Annotated in this window: 17 protein-coding genes; 15 read left to right on the top strand and 2 right to left on the bottom strand. The window is 58.6% G+C overall.

Annotated elements, in window-relative coordinates; translation table 11 throughout:
- Window positions 1-26 precede the first annotated feature (26 nt).
- A complete protein-coding gene (locus HKK54_RS03205) occupies window positions 27-419 on the bottom strand; it encodes a hypothetical protein (RefSeq protein WP_169386130.1) in 393 nt (130 codons plus the stop codon).
- Window positions 420-682: 263 nt separating this feature from the next.
- On the opposite strand from HKK54_RS03205, the gene HKK54_RS03200 reads away from it, so the two are divergent.
- Window positions 683-1,108: an HIT domain-containing protein gene (locus tag HKK54_RS03200; protein ID WP_169386129.1), complete on the top strand. Its 426-nt coding sequence runs from the start codon at window positions 683-685 to the stop codon at window positions 1,106-1,108.
- A 3-nt stretch (window positions 1,109-1,111) separates the two neighbouring features.
- Window positions 1,112-1,318: a SlyX family protein gene (locus HKK54_RS03195; protein ID WP_169386128.1), complete on the top strand. Its 207-nt coding sequence runs from the start codon at window positions 1,112-1,114 to the stop codon at window positions 1,316-1,318.
- 80 nt (window positions 1,319-1,398) lie between these two features.
- Here HKK54_RS03195 and HKK54_RS33780 read toward each other — a convergent pair whose 3' ends face one another.
- Window positions 1,399-2,001, bottom strand: coding sequence for a cold-shock protein (locus HKK54_RS33780; protein WP_169386127.1), 603 nt, complete (start codon window positions 1,999-2,001; stop codon window positions 1,399-1,401).
- A 428-nt stretch (window positions 2,002-2,429) separates the two neighbouring features.
- Between HKK54_RS33780 and HKK54_RS03185 the strand changes: the two genes are divergently transcribed.
- From HKK54_RS03185 to tolB, 13 genes are all read left to right on the top strand, one after another.
- Window positions 2,430-2,903: a Dps family protein gene (locus tag HKK54_RS03185; RefSeq protein ID WP_003209800.1), complete on the top strand. Its 474-nt coding sequence runs from the start codon at window positions 2,430-2,432 to the stop codon at window positions 2,901-2,903.
- Between the two features lie 215 nt (window positions 2,904-3,118).
- Window positions 3,119-3,472 (top strand): ribbon-helix-helix domain-containing protein, encoded by a 354-nt coding sequence (locus HKK54_RS03180; RefSeq protein ID WP_169386126.1) that lies wholly within the window; start codon window positions 3,119-3,121, stop codon window positions 3,470-3,472.
- Between the two features lie 218 nt (window positions 3,473-3,690).
- Window positions 3,691-3,912: an FmdB family zinc ribbon protein gene (locus HKK54_RS03175; protein WP_003209804.1), complete on the top strand. Its 222-nt coding sequence runs from the start codon at window positions 3,691-3,693 to the stop codon at window positions 3,910-3,912.
- 108 nt (window positions 3,913-4,020) lie between these two features.
- Entirely contained in the window at window positions 4,021-5,796 is a 1,776-nt protein-coding gene (aspS, locus tag HKK54_RS03170) for an aspartate--tRNA ligase (protein ID WP_169386125.1), read from the top strand.
- A 151-nt stretch (window positions 5,797-5,947) separates the two neighbouring features.
- Window positions 5,948-6,694, top strand: coding sequence for a YebC/PmpR family DNA-binding transcriptional regulator (locus HKK54_RS03165; RefSeq protein WP_169386124.1), 747 nt, complete (start codon window positions 5,948-5,950; stop codon window positions 6,692-6,694).
- A 180-nt stretch (window positions 6,695-6,874) separates the two neighbouring features.
- Window positions 6,875-7,399, top strand: coding sequence for a crossover junction endodeoxyribonuclease RuvC (gene ruvC, locus HKK54_RS03160; RefSeq protein WP_003209812.1), 525 nt, complete (start codon window positions 6,875-6,877; stop codon window positions 7,397-7,399).
- A gap of 115 nt (window positions 7,400-7,514) precedes the next feature.
- Window positions 7,515-8,126 carry a Holliday junction branch migration protein RuvA gene (gene ruvA / locus HKK54_RS03155; RefSeq protein ID WP_010169952.1) on the top strand — a complete coding sequence of 204 codons (612 nt, stop codon included), beginning with the start codon at window positions 7,515-7,517 and terminating at the stop codon, window positions 8,124-8,126.
- On the top strand, window positions 8,127-9,185 hold the full coding sequence (gene ruvB / locus HKK54_RS03150; RefSeq protein WP_010169951.1) for a Holliday junction branch migration DNA helicase RuvB: 1,059 nt from the start codon (window positions 8,127-8,129) through the stop codon (window positions 9,183-9,185).
- 139 nt (window positions 9,186-9,324) lie between these two features.
- The gene (ybgC, locus tag HKK54_RS03145; RefSeq protein WP_010169950.1) at window positions 9,325-9,780 is read left to right on the top strand and encodes a tol-pal system-associated acyl-CoA thioesterase; all 456 of its coding nucleotides are present in this window, start codon (window positions 9,325-9,327) and stop codon (window positions 9,778-9,780) included.
- A 1-nt stretch (window position 9,781) separates the two neighbouring features.
- The gene (gene tolQ / locus HKK54_RS03140) at window positions 9,782-10,477 is read left to right on the top strand and encodes a protein TolQ (protein WP_003209819.1); all 696 of its coding nucleotides are present in this window, start codon (window positions 9,782-9,784) and stop codon (window positions 10,475-10,477) included.
- 23 nt (window positions 10,478-10,500) lie between these two features.
- Window positions 10,501-10,953 carry a protein TolR gene (gene tolR, locus HKK54_RS03135; RefSeq protein WP_161635741.1) on the top strand — a complete coding sequence of 151 codons (453 nt, stop codon included), beginning with the start codon at window positions 10,501-10,503 and terminating at the stop codon, window positions 10,951-10,953.
- Complete coding sequence (gene tolA / locus HKK54_RS03130) at window positions 10,953-12,026, top strand: cell envelope integrity protein TolA (protein ID WP_010169949.1); 1,074 nt, start codon at window positions 10,953-10,955, stop codon at window positions 12,024-12,026. Before tolR ends, tolA begins: the two co-directional genes overlap by 1 nt.
- Window positions 12,027-12,043: 17 nt before the next feature.
- Entirely contained in the window at window positions 12,044-13,324 is a 1,281-nt protein-coding gene (tolB, locus tag HKK54_RS03125; RefSeq protein ID WP_032881902.1) for a Tol-Pal system beta propeller repeat protein TolB, read from the top strand.
- Window positions 13,325-13,345 lie beyond the last annotated feature (21 nt).

Genomic DNA, 13,345 nt, shown 5'->3' with positions numbered 1-13,345 from the left:
ACCGAACTGACAACTTCAATACTGTTTTAAAACCTTGAGTTCAGGGTGGAAAAGTCACCCTTGAAAGTTTTAACACTTCCCTGAAAAGCATTGACCCGCTGTTGTTTTCTGTCGCGAAACACCTGCTTCCCGCCGGTGCTGTTGTCGACCATATGGGGGTGAATGCAACAAGCGTGCACAAACGAGTAACTGAATGTGATTTTTTCGTGAAAATTGTCAATGCCCTGTAAAAACCGCATAAGCACGGGCTTTTTACGCCGTTTGGTTTGGCCTTGACGCGCCTGCTGTACTCCTGTTCGGTGGTGCATAAAACCTGCACCAGAGCAAAACGTTACCGGTTCACCCCGTTCTGTGGGTAGTCGGCGGATCCCTTTGAGGCACAAATGGGTCATTTTGGTGCAGTGGTGCCCTTGCTGCATTTTTGCTCCAGGCTGCTGTTCGCGCCTGGAAAGCCCTCTGGCTCAGGTGCTTGAAGCCTGTCACGCGTCCTGGCTTTGACTGAAAGAAGGTGCGTTGGTCATTTAGCGTAGCCGAAATATTGACCTGTCTCGAAATGGTGCGCTTTTTTTCATGGCGTCCTGTTTGGGCGCGTATTTGGCCCGGTGCATTCGCCGTGAAGCGCCGGGCATTCGCAGGTATGCTGGGCGCCTGAAACCTGACCCGCCGAACGGGAGTGACTGCTGTGTTCGCCTTAGATCCACGTCTTCAACAAGACACCTTGCCCATCGGGGATTTCCCCCTGTGCCGGCTGCTGCTGTCCAATGACTCAAATTACCCCTGGTTCATCCTGGTGCCGCGCATAGACGGTATCAGCGAAGTGTTTCAACTGGATGTCGCTGACCAGCAGCGGGTGTGGCAGGAAAGCACGGCGCTGGCGCAGTTGCTTAATGAAGGGTTTGGCGCCGACAAGATGAATATTGGTGCCCTGGGCAACGTGGTCAGCCAACTGCACGTGCATGTGATCGTGCGCAGGCGCGATGACGCCGCGTGGCCGGCGCCGGTCTGGGGCAAGCATCCGGCGAAGCCTTACAGCGACGAGCAAGTGGCGGTGATTCGTGCACGTCTGCGCGAGATCCTGCCGGCTGACTTTACGTTCCTGGAGGCTTGAGCCATGGATCTTCAAGACCGTGTGATGGACCTGGAGAGTCGCCTGGCCTTTCAAGACGACACCATCGAGACCCTCAATGACATCCTGGTTACCCAGCAACGGGCGGTCGAACGCCTGCAGATGCAGATGACGGCGCTACTCAAGCGCCAGGAAGAAATGGGCGGCCAGTTCGAGTCGTCCGAGGAAGAGGCGCCGCCGCCTCATTATTAATGCAGGGGTGAATGCCCGGGCATAAAAAAACCGCGATGCAGCCAGGCTGCATCGCGGTTTCTTTTTTCGGGGGGCTGGAATCAGCGACGCGGCAACGCGGCGATCACATCTTCAGCTTGCAAACCCTTGTCACGGTTCATCACGGAGAACTCCACGCGCTGGCCTTCCACCAGGACGCGATGGCCTTCGCCGCGAATCGCCCGGAAGTGGACGAAGATATCGTCGCCCGAATCCCGGGAAATAAAGCCGAAGCCCTTGGAGGTGTTGAACCACTTGACCGTGCCGGTATCCCGGTTGGTCATGTCGTAGGTTTGCGACGCAGCGGCCGGGGAGGAACGGTAAAAACTGATGGCCAGATGAAGAACGATGGCGACCAGTGCTATTGCCAGGCTGAGCAGGACGGCCGGGTGGCCACCGACTTCAGGCATAGGCGCCAGCAGGGTGAGGGTTTGCACGACAACAGACAGGACCAGCAGGGCGCTGACCAGGTTTTGCAGTTGATGACGCGGGCCTTTGTTCCAGTAAGGAATGACTGGAGCCAGTGTCAGGTTAAGAAGACCAAAGAAGGTCAGGTAGAGAGCGTCAGGTTGTTGCAGGTAAGGCAGGGTTTCTGATCGCAGGCTGGGGATAAAGGACAGCAGCAAAGCTGCGGCGCCCGTTAGCAGGTGGACGATTTTCAACATTTTGATTAACTCACGTTAAGACGGATCACGAGGAAGAGCTGACTGGCACGGTTCGCTTCTGAACAATGGGAGGCGTTGGGCACGTGCACGGGTATCAGCCTATGTCGCTACCGCGAAAAATAACGGTGGCGACACGCTGCCTATTTAACAGCAAAGCCTGTGCCTACTCAAATCAAGCATTTCAGGCTGTTACAAGGGGCACGGCATTTCTGCGGCAAACACTTGTCCTAGACAGGTGCAGGCTTTTTCGCAGGCGTTGGGTAATTTTTCTTGCAGGGCTCGAAGCCCCGTCTGTCGCGCAGATTCGCTCTGCAAGGGGCGATTTGCCGCACGTCGTGAGGGTCAGCCGGGCTGCGCAAGGCCGGTACTCTTGCTAGAGTGGTCCTGCACCTGATCAATGAATTTTTTATCAATTGAAGGGGAAAAACATGGCAATCGATATTGGTATCAGTGAAGAAGATCGTAAATCAATCGTTGATGGACTTTCGCGGCTGCTTTCCGATACCTATGTACTTTACCTGAAGACCCACAACTTCCATTGGAACGTCACGGGCCCCATGTTTCGCACACTGCACTTGATGTTTGAAGAGCAGTACAACGAGCTGGCGCTGGCGGTGGATTCAATTGCCGAGCGGATCCGCGCCCTGGGCTTTCCGGCGCCGGGTGCTTACTCGGTGTACGCGCGACTTTCTTCAATCAAGGAAGAAGAGGGCGTGCCGAGCGCTGAAGACATGATCAAGCAGTTGGTCGAGGGCCAGGAAGCGGTTACCCGCACCGCCCGGGGCATCTTCCCGTTGTTGGATAAAGTCAGCGACGAGCCTACTGCGGACTTGCTGACCCAGCGTATGCAAGTTCATGAAAAGACCGCGTGGATGTTGCGCTCCCTGCTCGAAAACAAGTAACACCGGTTGCGGGTGGGCGTTGAACCGACGCCCCTCGCATGCCTGCTTTCCGGCGACTCCCTTCACCCTGCGAGCTTCCTGATACGCGCGTTGGCTTGTCCTACGGCGATCAGCTCCCTGTCTTCTGGCTGCACTTGTCTTCTTGATGTTTTATAGGCCCAACGGCCAACAAGAACGATTGATGGGTGGCCGTCAGGCAATGGAGTGTCAAGTGTATGTCACGCGGAGCAGGTAATGGAGTGATGGAAACGTGCGGGTTGCACAAGATAAAGGTAGATCCCTTTGCCAAGGGGTTTGATATGAACCTGGCCAGGCCATTGTCCCGATCCGTTCGGCTTAATGGTTTTTCGACGTGTTTGCGACTTGAAGAAGTCTATTGGAATATCCTCACGGAGATAGCCAGGATCAATACCTGTTCGGTCAGTGCGCTGCTGTCTTACGTGGACCGCGAAGTGCACTTGCGTTATGGCGGTGTAAAGAACTTCAGCGGTCTGGTCAGGGTGGTGTGCGTGGTTCATTTATTGAAAGGACGCGGCACCGCGCCAAGTGTCCCTTTGGGCCAGGCGTGATCCTTGTGCCAGCTGCCAGCCCCGGGATTGCCCCGGGTCGGGCGCCTGGCACAAGCCTGCTGCAGCCACCTATATAAAGAGCAGCACGCCGCCACGGCTGCACAGCCTCGATTTACCAGATATAATCCCGGGCTTTGCTGCGCATGCCGGGACTTTCCCACGGGACACAGTCAGGGCAGGGCGTGGCGCAGTAATGATCTGATCGCCGAGACATCTCCATGCCCATGTACGACTATCAATGCGCTTCCTGTGGTCATCAGTTGGAAGCCATTCAAAAGATCAGCGCCGCGCCGCTGGTCGATTGCCCTGCCTGCCAGGCACCGGAGCTTAAAAAGATGTTGTCCATGCCGGGCTTTCGCCTGAGTGGCAACGGCTGGTACGAGACCGACTTCAAGACCGGTTCGAAGAAGAATCTGGCCGGCGGCGACAAAGCAGACTGAGTTGAACTCTACGCGCAGGCTCCTGCATTATCCGTCACCTGACTTAGCTGTACGGTGATGAGGCAGGCCTCCACCGAATTTCGAATTACGAGAAGCGAAACCACTATCATGATGCGCAGCCACTATTGCGGCCAACTGAACGAGACCCTGGAAGGTCAGGAAATCACCCTTTGCGGATGGGTTCACCGTCGCCGCGACCACGGCGGGGTGATCTTCCTCGATATCCGTGATCGTGATGGTCTGGCCCAGGTGGTGTTCGATCCGGACCGCGCCGAGAGCTTCGCCGCCGCCGATCGCGTGCGCAGCGAGTACGTCGTGAAGATCACCGGCAAGGTTCGCCTGCGTCCGGCCGGTGCCACCAACGCCAACATGGCGTCGGGCATGATCGAAGTACTGGGCTACGAGCTTGAAGTACTGAACGAGTCGGAAACCCCGCCGTTCCCGCTGAACGAGTTCTCGGACGTTGGCGAAGAAACCCGCCTGCGTTATCGCTTCCTCGACCTGCGTCGCCCGGAAATGGCCGAGAAGCTGCGTCTGCGTTCGCGCATGACCACCAGCATCCGCCGCTTCCTGGACGAGAACGGCTTCCTCGACGTCGAGACGCCGATCCTGACCCGCGCTACTCCGGAAGGCGCCCGCGACTACCTGGTGCCGAGCCGTACCCACGCCGGTTCCTTCTTCGCCTTGCCGCAGTCGCCACAGCTGTTCAAGCAGCTGCTGATGGTTGCCGGCTTCGACCGTTACTACCAGATCGCCAAATGCTTCCGTGACGAAGACCTGCGGGCCGACCGCCAGCCGGAATTCACCCAGATCGACATCGAGACCAGCTTCCTCGATGAAAAAGAGATCATGGGCATCACCGAACAAATGATCCGCAACCTGTTCAAGGAAGTGCTGGACCTGGAATTCGGCGAATTCCCGCACATGACCTTCGAAGAAGCCATGCGCCGTTACGGTTCCGACAAGCCAGACCTGCGTAACCCGCTGGAACTGGTTGACGTTGAAGACCAACTCAAAGACGTCGACTTCAAGGTGTTCAGCGGCCCGGCCAACGACCCGAAATGCCGTATTGCCGCCCTGCGTGTGCCTGGCGCTGCGAGCATGCCGCGCAAGCAGATCGACGATTACACCAAGTTCGTCGGCATCTACGGTGCCAAGGGCCTGGCGTACATCAAGGTCAACGAGCGCGCCAAGGGTGTTGAAGGCCTGCAGTCGCCAATCGTCAAGAACATCCCTGAGGCCAACCTCAACGTGATCCTGGATCGTGTTGGCGCGGTCGACGGCGACATCGTGTTCTTCGGTGCCGACAAGTCCAAGATCGTCAGCGAAGCGCTGGGTGCATTGCGGATCAAGGTCGGCAACGACCTGAACCTGCTGACCTGCAAGTGGGCGCCGATGTGGGTGGTCGACTTCCCGATGTTCGAAGAGAACGACGACGGCAGCTTCAGCGCGCTGCACCACCCGTTCACCGCGCCGAAGTGCACGCCGCAAGAGCTGGAAGCCAACCCGGCTGGCGCTCTGTCCCGTGCCTACGACATGGTGCTGAACGGCACCGAACTGGGTGGCGGTTCGATCCGTATCCACCGCAAGGAGATGCAGCAATCGGTCTTCCGCCTGCTGGGTATCGACGAAGACGAACAGCAAGAGAAGTTCGGCTTCCTGCTTGACGCCCTGAAATACGGCGCGCCACCCCATGGCGGCCTGGCCTTCGGCCTGGACCGTCTGGTGATGCTGATGACCGGTGCCCAGTCGATCCGTGAAGTGATTGCCTTCCCGAAAACCCAAAGTGCTGCCGACGTCATGACGCAGGCACCGGGTGTGGTGGATGCCAAGGCACTGCGCGAGCTGCATATCCGTCTGCGCGAGACACCAAAGGCTGAGTAAGGCCGCAGCGTGAAAGCGCGATAAGGTTTTACATTGTCAGCTAAGGGCGCATCTTCGGATGCGCCTTTGCGTTACAAGGGCTGTACGTTTAAGAGGGAAGTCCCGCCTGGGGCGGGATCGACAGGTTTCTACAGAATTTCGGAGTTGTGTTATGGCTGGCCATTCCAAGTGGGCGAACATCAAGCACCGCAAAGAGCGTCAGGATGCCAAGAAAGGCAAGATTTTCACCAAGTGGATTCGCGAGCTGACGGTCGCTGCCCGCCAGGGTGGCGGTGACCCGGGCTCCAACCCGCGTCTGCGCCTGGCCCTGGACAAGGCCCTCGGCGCCAACATGAGCCGCGACATCATCGACCGCGCCGTGGCCCGTGGCGCCGGTGCGGCCGATACCGATGACATGGTCGAGTTGAGCTACGAAGGCTACGGCCCGGGTGGCGTGGCGGTGATGGTCGAGTGCATGACCGACAACCGCAACCGTACCGCGGCGGCCGTGCGCCATGCGTTCAGCAAATGTGGCGGCAACCTGGGCACCGATGGTTCGGTGGCCTACCTGTTTGAGCGCAAGGGGCAGATTTCCTTCGCGCCGGGCGTTGATGAAGATGCGCTGATCGAAGCGGCGATGGAGGCCGATGCCGACGACGTGGTGACCAATGAAGACGGTTCCATCGACGTGTTTACCTCGTTCGCGGGCTTCTATTCGGTGCGTAACGCCCTGGAAGCGGCCGGTTTCAGAGGTACCGATGCGGAAATCGTGATGCTGCCGACCACCAGTGCCGAACTGGACCTGGACGGCGCGCAGAAGGTGCTCAAGATGCTCGATATGCTTGAAGACCTGGATGACGTGCAGAACGTTTATTCCAACGCCGATATCCCGGAATCGGTCGCCGAACAGCTCACTTAAGGGCACTGAAGATCCAATGTGGGAGCTGTCGAGCCCCGGCGAGGCTGCGATGGCATCAACTCGGTGTGACTGATGCTCCGAGGTGCCTGCATCGCAGGCAAGCCAGCTCCCACAGGGTTCTATGCTGTTACACAAACCATGTGCCTCGCGCATCCGCTTTAAACCCATCTCGCAGGCGTTATGACTCTAATCCTAGGTATCGACCCCGGTTCGCGAATCACCGGCTTTGGCGTGGTGCAACAGACCCCGCGAGGCTGCGTGTACGTGGCGTCGGGCTGTATCCGTACCGGCGCCGGCGAGTTGGCCGAGCGCTTGCAGATCGTTTATCGCGGCGTACGTGAAGTGATCCAGACATACGGCCCGGTGACCATGGGCATTGAAAAGGTGTTCATGGCAAAAAACGCCGACTCGGCCCTGAAGCTCGGCCAGGCACGCGGTGCGGCCATCGTTGCCGGTGCCGAGGAGGGCATGGAGATCGCCGAGTACACCGCGACGCAGGTCAAGCAAGCCGTGGTCGGTACCGGTGCGGCCAATAAGGAGCAAGTGATGATGATGGTCATGCACATGCTCAAGCTCACCGCCAAGCCGCAAATCGATGCCTCCGACGCCCTGGCCATTGCCATTTGCCATGCCCATACCCGTTCCAGCCTGATGCCGCACGGCTTGGGTACGGCACGCAGTCGTGGCGGCCGGCTGCGTCTCTGATAGCATCAGCGCAATCATTCTGCGTGGGGTGCGTGAACGGCCTGTGCTGTCGGCCGGCATGCCCGCGTTATTACCGGTCAGGCCTTGATCTGAGCCGACTCTTAAGGATTCGAACGTGATTGGACGCTTGCGCGGCACCCTGGCTGAGAAACAGCCGCCGCACCTGATTCTGGATGTAAACGGGCTGGGCTATGAGCTGGAAGTGCCCATGACCACCCTCTACCGCCTACCGTCGGTCGGTGAGCCGCTGACCCTGCACACCCACCTGGTGGTGCGCGAAGACGCACAATTGCTCTATGGTTTCATTGGCAAGCGTGACCGGGATTTCTTCCGCGAACTGATCCGCCTCAATGGCGTGGGGCCGAAGCTGGCGCTGGCGCTGATGTCGAGCCTGGAGGTCGATGAATTGGTACGGTGTGTGTCGGCGCAGGATACGTCCGCGTTGACCAAGGTCCCGGGCGTCGGCAAGAAAACCGCCGAGCGTTTGCTGGTAGAACTCAAGGACCGCTTCAAGGCCTGGGAAGTCGTACCGAGCATGTTCGCCCTGGTGCCTAATCAGCCGGACGCGCCGGGTGTACCGGTGGCCAGCGCCGAAAGCGATGCAGTCAGCGCGCTGATTTCCCTGGGCTACAAGCCGCAGGAGGCGAGCAAGGCCGTGTCGGCCATCAAGGACAAGAACCTGAGCAGCGAAGACATGATCCGCCGCGCCCTGAAGGGAATGATTTAAGTGATTGAAGCTGATCGTCTGATCGCGGCCACCGGCCCGCGTGATCGTGAAGAAATCCAGGACCGGGCGATTCGTCCCCTGAGCCTTGCCGAATACATCGGCCAGCCCACCGTGCGCGAGCAGATGGAGTTGTTCATCCAGGCTGCGCGCGGGCGCAGCGAATCACTGGATCACACGTTGATCTTCGGCCCGCCGGGGCTGGGCAAGACCACCCTGGCCAACATCATCGCCCAGGAAATGGGCGTGTCGATCAAGTCCACCTCCGGCCCTGTGCTGGAGCGCCCGGGCGACCTGGCGGCGCTGCTGACCAACCTGGAACCCCACGACGTACTGTTTATCGACGAGATTCACCGGCTTTCGCCCATCGTCGAGGAAGTGCTGTACCCGGCCATGGAAGATTTCCAGCTGGACATCATGATTGGCGAGGGGCCGGCGGCCCGCTCGATCAAGCTCGACCTGCCACCGTTTACGCTGGTGGGCGCCACCACCCGTGCGGGGATGCTGACGAACCCGCTGCGAGACCGTTTCGGGATTGTTCAACGTCTAGAGTTCTATAGCACGGCGGATCTGGCCACCATCGTCAGTCGTTCGGCGAACATCCTCGGCTTGCCCCTGGACCCGGAAGGTGCGTTTGAAATTGCCCGCCGCGCCCGTGGCACGCCGCGGATCGCCAACCGTTTGCTGCGCCGTGTGCGCGACTTCGCCGAAGTGCGTGCCAAGGGCCATATCACCAAGCCCGTGGCAGACCTGGCGCTGAACCTGCTGGATGTGGACGAGCATGGCTTTGACCACCAGGACCGGCGCCTGCTGTTGACCATGATCGAGAAGTTCGACGGTGGCCCGGTGGGGGTGGACAGCCTCGCTGCGGCCATCAGCGAAGAGCGGCACACGATTGAGGATGTACTGGAGCCTTACCTGATCCAGCAGGGCTACATCATGCGTACGCCGCGGGGGCGCGTGGTCACCCGGCATGCCTATCTGCACTTTGGGTTAAACATTCCGTCACGATTGGGCGAGATGCCCGTAGTAGACGAATTCCTCGATGCAGTAGACGATTAAAAAAGGCTTGGCGATTCGATTTATTCGGCGTTTGTGCTGTCCTAGTGGCTGGCGTCGTCATTCTTTCGTTAGAAATGTGCCACAGAATGAAAAACAGTTGCCTGGCCGGATTGGCAACCTGAGGAGTAAGCACTAGAGTATGCGCGCGCAAAACGGGGATCAGTCGTTCGCACATCGCTGTCGCGTTTATTACGAGGACACCGATGCTGGCGGCATCGTTTATTACGTCAATTACCTAAAGTTCATGGAGCGGGCTCGAACCGAGCGGCTACGGGAGCTGGGCTTTGCCCAATCCCAGCTGGCAGGGGAGGACCTGTTGTTTGTCGTGCATTCCAGCGAGGCGCGTTACTACGCGCCGGCGCGACTGGACGACGAACTGCTGGTCAGCGCAGAAATAACCGAATTGAACCGTGCCAGCCTGCGCTTTAAACAGCAGGTCAGGCGGGCTACGGATGCAACGCTGCTCTGTGAGGGGCAGTTCCTGGTGGCCTGTGTTCGCACCAATAGTTTGAAACCCCGGGCCATTCCCGAAACTCTACGCGCGGCCTTTGCCGGCGTGAGCGGCGCGGGTAAACATTCAGAGCAGGAGATTTAGCGTGGAACCTACCGTCGTCGACCATTCCTCCATGTGGAGCCTGGTCAGCAATGCCAGTGTCGTGGTTCAACTGGTGATGCTGGTCCTGGTAGCCGCATCGGTTACCTCTTGGGTCATGATTTTTCAGCGCAGCAACCTGCTGCGTGCCGGTCGACGTGCCCTGGAGAGCTTCGAAGAGCGCTTCTGGTCGGGTATCGACCTGTCCAAACTGTACCGCCAGGCCGGCAGCAACCCGGACCCGGATTCGGGCGTAGAACAAATTTTCCGCGCCGGCTTCAAGGAATTCTCCCGTCTGCGCCAGCAGCCAGGCGTTGACCCGGAAGCGGTCATGGAAGGCGTGGCCCGTGCCATGCGCGTCGCGATTTCCCGCGAAGAAGAAAAGCTTGAGCAAAGCTTGCCGTTCCTCGCCACCGTAGGCTCCGTGAGCCCGTACATCGGCCTGTTCGGTACCGTTTGGGGCATCATGAACTCCTTCCGCGGCCTGGCCCAGGCCCAGCAAGCGACCCTGGCCACCGTGGCCCCGGGTATCGCCGAAGCGCTGATCGCCACCGCCATCGGCCTGTTCGCAGCTATTCCCGCAGTAATCGCCTACAACCGTTTTGCTGCTCGCGGCGAAACCTTGATCAGCCGTTACTACACCTTCGCCGATGAATTCCAGGCGATCCTGCACCGTAAAGTGCACACCAGCGAAGAATAAGCAGGTAATTCCCAATGGCTTTAATCGCTCGAGCTCGCAAAAAGCGCAAGCCGGTCGCCGAGATGAACGTAGTGCCTTACATCGACGTGATGCTGGTGCTGCTGGTTATCTTCATGGTGACCGCGCCGATGCTCAATCAGGGCGTGAAGGTTGATCTGCCCAAGGTTTCCAGCGAAGCCTTGCCGCAGGACAACAACACCCAGGTCCTGACCATTTCGATCAAGGCTGACAAGACCTATTACTGGAACCTTGGCAGCGAAGTCGACACTCAGAAACAGCAGGACAAGGCCATGACCTTGCCGCAGATGACTGATGCCGTGACCAAGATCATTCGCGCCGGCAACGAAGGTGGCAAGCACACGCAGGTGTTCATTCGCGGCGACAAAGTCGTCGACTACGGCTCCGTCATGGGCGCCATGGGCGGGCTGCAGAAGGCCGGAGTCGGTAATGTTGGCTTGATTACCGAGGCGCCCTGATGCACCAACAGCGAGAGCCGTCCGCCTCGGAAAGCTACTTCTGGCCTAGCGTCTGGGCAATTGCCCTGCACGTCCTGGTGTTTGGCATGCTGTTCGTCAGCTTTGCCATGACCCCGGACCTGCCGCCAGCCAAGCCGATCGTGCAGGCGACCCTGTATCAGCTGAAATCGAAAAGCCAGGCCACCACCCAGACCAATCAGAAGATTGCGGGTGAGGCCCAGAAGTCGGCTGCGCGCCAGACTGAAGTCGAGCAGATGGAACAGAAGAAGGTCGAGCAGGAAGCGGTGAAGGCTGCTGCGGAACAAAAGAAAGAAGAGGCGGCTCAAAAGGCCGAGGAATCGAAAAAGGCTGACGAGGCGAAGAAAGCTGAAGAGGCGCAAAAGGCTGATGAAGCCAAGAAAGCCGATAAAGCTGCCGAAGCCAAAAAGGCCGAAGAGAAACAATTGGCTGATATAGCCAAGAAGAAATCTGAAGAAGAAGCCAAGAAAGCTGCCGAAGAAGAGGCCAAGAAAAAGGCCGCTGAAGACGCGAAGAAAAAGATTGTCGAAGACGCGAAGAAGAAAGCCGCGGACGACGCCAAGAAGAAAGCTGAAGCTGACGAGGCGAAGAAGAAAGTCGCCGACGATGCGAAGAAGAAAGCTGCCGCCGATGCCTCCAAGAAAAAGGCCCAGGAAGCAGCACGTAAATCGACCGAAGACAAAAAGGCCCAGGCCTTGGCCGATTTGCTTTCCGACACGCCGCAGCGCCAGCAGGCCTTGGCCGATGAACGTGGTGATGAAGTCGCGGGCAGTTTCGATGACCTGATTCGCTCACGGGCAGCAGAAGGGTGGACCCGTCCTCCTTCGGCACGCAAAGGCATGACAGTAGTGCTGCAGATCGGCATGTTGCCGGACGGTACGGTGACTTCGGTCAGCGTGGCCAAGTCCAGTGGCGACGGCTCGTTCGACAGTTCGGCGGTAGCAGCGGTCAAGAACATTGGCCGGTTGACCGAGATGCAGGGAATGAAACCAAGCGACTTCGCTCCCTACCGTTCATTCAAGATGACATTCACACCTGAGGATCTAGCCTTGTGAGAAACCTTCTTCGAGGAATGCTTGTCGTTATTTGCTGCATGGCAGGGATAGCGGCGGCGGATGAAAAGAACATCCTGGTCACCAGCGGTAGCGATCGGGCCACCCCGATCGCCGTTGTGCCGTTTGGCTGGCAGGGCGGCAGCGTGCTGCCGGACGACATGGCGCAGATCATCAGTGATGACCTGCGTAACTCCGGTTACTACGCACCAATCGACAAAGGCAACATGATCAGCCAGCCGACCCAGGCCAGCGAAGTCATCTTCCGTGACTGGAAAGCGTTGAACGCCCAGTACCTGATGGTGGGCAGCATCACGCCGGCCGGCGGTCGCCTGCAGATCCAGTACGCGTTGTTCAACGTCGCGACCGAGCAGCAAGTGCTGACCGGCAGCGTATCGGGTACTACGGATCAATTGCGGGACATGGCGCACTACATCTCCGACCAGTCGTTTGAAAAACTGACCGGGATCAAGGGTGCCTTCTCGACTCGCCTGCTGTATGTAACGGCCGAGCGTTTTTCGGTAGACAACACTCGTTACACTTTGCAGCGTTCCGACTATGACGGCGCTCGCGCAGTGACGCTGCTGCAATCCCGTGAGCCGATCCTGTCGCCTCGCTTTGCACCGGATGGCAAGCGTATCGCCTACGTGTCCTTTGAACAGAAGCGTCCACGGATCTTCGTTCAGCACATCGATACCGGTCGCCGTGAGCAGATCACCAACTTTGAAGGCCTGAACGGTGCGCCAGCCTGGTCGCCGGATGGTTCGCGCCTGGCGTTCGTGCTGTCCAAGGACGGCAACCCGGACATCTACGTGATGAACATGGCCTCGCGCCAACTGAGCCGTGTTACCAGCGGCCCTGGCATCAACACCGAACCGTTCTGGGGTAAGGATGGTTCGACCATCTACTTCACCTCCGACCGTGGCGGCAAGCCGCAAGTCTACAAAACCAGCGTCAACGGCGGCGGCGCCGAACGTGTGACCTTTATTGGTAACTACAACGCTGCACCCAAGCTTTCAGCTGATGAAAAGACGTTGGTGATGATTCACCGTCAGGATGGTTTCACTAATTTCCGGGTTGCGGCCCAGGATTTGCAGCGCGGAACCGTAAAAATCCTTACAGATACCAACCTTGATGAGTCAGCCACTGTTGCGCCCAACGGCACCATGGTAATCTACGCCACCCGCCAGCAGGGCCGGGGAGTCTTGATGCTCGTGTCCATTAATGGACGCGTAAGGCTCCCGCTTCCTACCGCACAAGGCGAAGTCAGAGAACCGTCCTGGTCCCCTTACCTGAACTGACGCGGCGCTACAAAAAGAAGT

This window comes from Pseudomonas sp. ADAK13 (genome assembly GCF_012935715.1).
GTDB lineage: Bacteria > Pseudomonadota > Gammaproteobacteria > Pseudomonadales > Pseudomonadaceae > Aquipseudomonas.
This window is presented reverse-complemented; position numbering and strand designations above follow the sequence as displayed.

Excerpts from the sequence above, each read along its gene's own strand:
- HKK54_RS03205 (WP_169386130.1), bottom strand. The coding sequence starts at position 419 with ATGCAGCAAGGGCACCACTGCACCAAAATGACCCATTTGTGCCTCAAA.
- HKK54_RS03195 (WP_169386128.1), top strand. The coding sequence starts at position 1,112 with ATGGATCTTCAAGACCGTGTGATGGACCTGGAGAGTCGCCTGGCCTTT.
- HKK54_RS33780 (WP_169386127.1), bottom strand. The coding sequence starts at position 2,001 with ATGTTGAAAATCGTCCACCTGCTAACGGGCGCCGCAGCTTTGCTGCTG.
- HKK54_RS03185 (WP_003209800.1), top strand. The coding sequence starts at position 2,430 with ATGGCAATCGATATTGGTATCAGTGAAGAAGATCGTAAATCAATCGTT.
- HKK54_RS03180 (WP_169386126.1), top strand. The coding sequence starts at position 3,119 with ATGTCACGCGGAGCAGGTAATGGAGTGATGGAAACGTGCGGGTTGCAC.
- HKK54_RS03175 (WP_003209804.1), top strand. The coding sequence starts at position 3,691 with ATGCCCATGTACGACTATCAATGCGCTTCCTGTGGTCATCAGTTGGAA.
- aspS (WP_169386125.1), top strand. The coding sequence starts at position 4,021 with ATGATGCGCAGCCACTATTGCGGCCAACTGAACGAGACCCTGGAAGGT.
- HKK54_RS03165 (WP_169386124.1), top strand. The coding sequence starts at position 5,948 with ATGGCTGGCCATTCCAAGTGGGCGAACATCAAGCACCGCAAAGAGCGT.
- ruvC (WP_003209812.1), top strand. The coding sequence starts at position 6,875 with ATGACTCTAATCCTAGGTATCGACCCCGGTTCGCGAATCACCGGCTTT.
- ybgC (WP_010169950.1), top strand. The coding sequence starts at position 9,325 with ATGCGCGCGCAAAACGGGGATCAGTCGTTCGCACATCGCTGTCGCGTT.
- tolA (WP_010169949.1), top strand. The coding sequence starts at position 10,953 with ATGCACCAACAGCGAGAGCCGTCCGCCTCGGAAAGCTACTTCTGGCCT.
- tolB (WP_032881902.1), top strand. The coding sequence starts at position 12,044 with ATGCTTGTCGTTATTTGCTGCATGGCAGGGATAGCGGCGGCGGATGAA.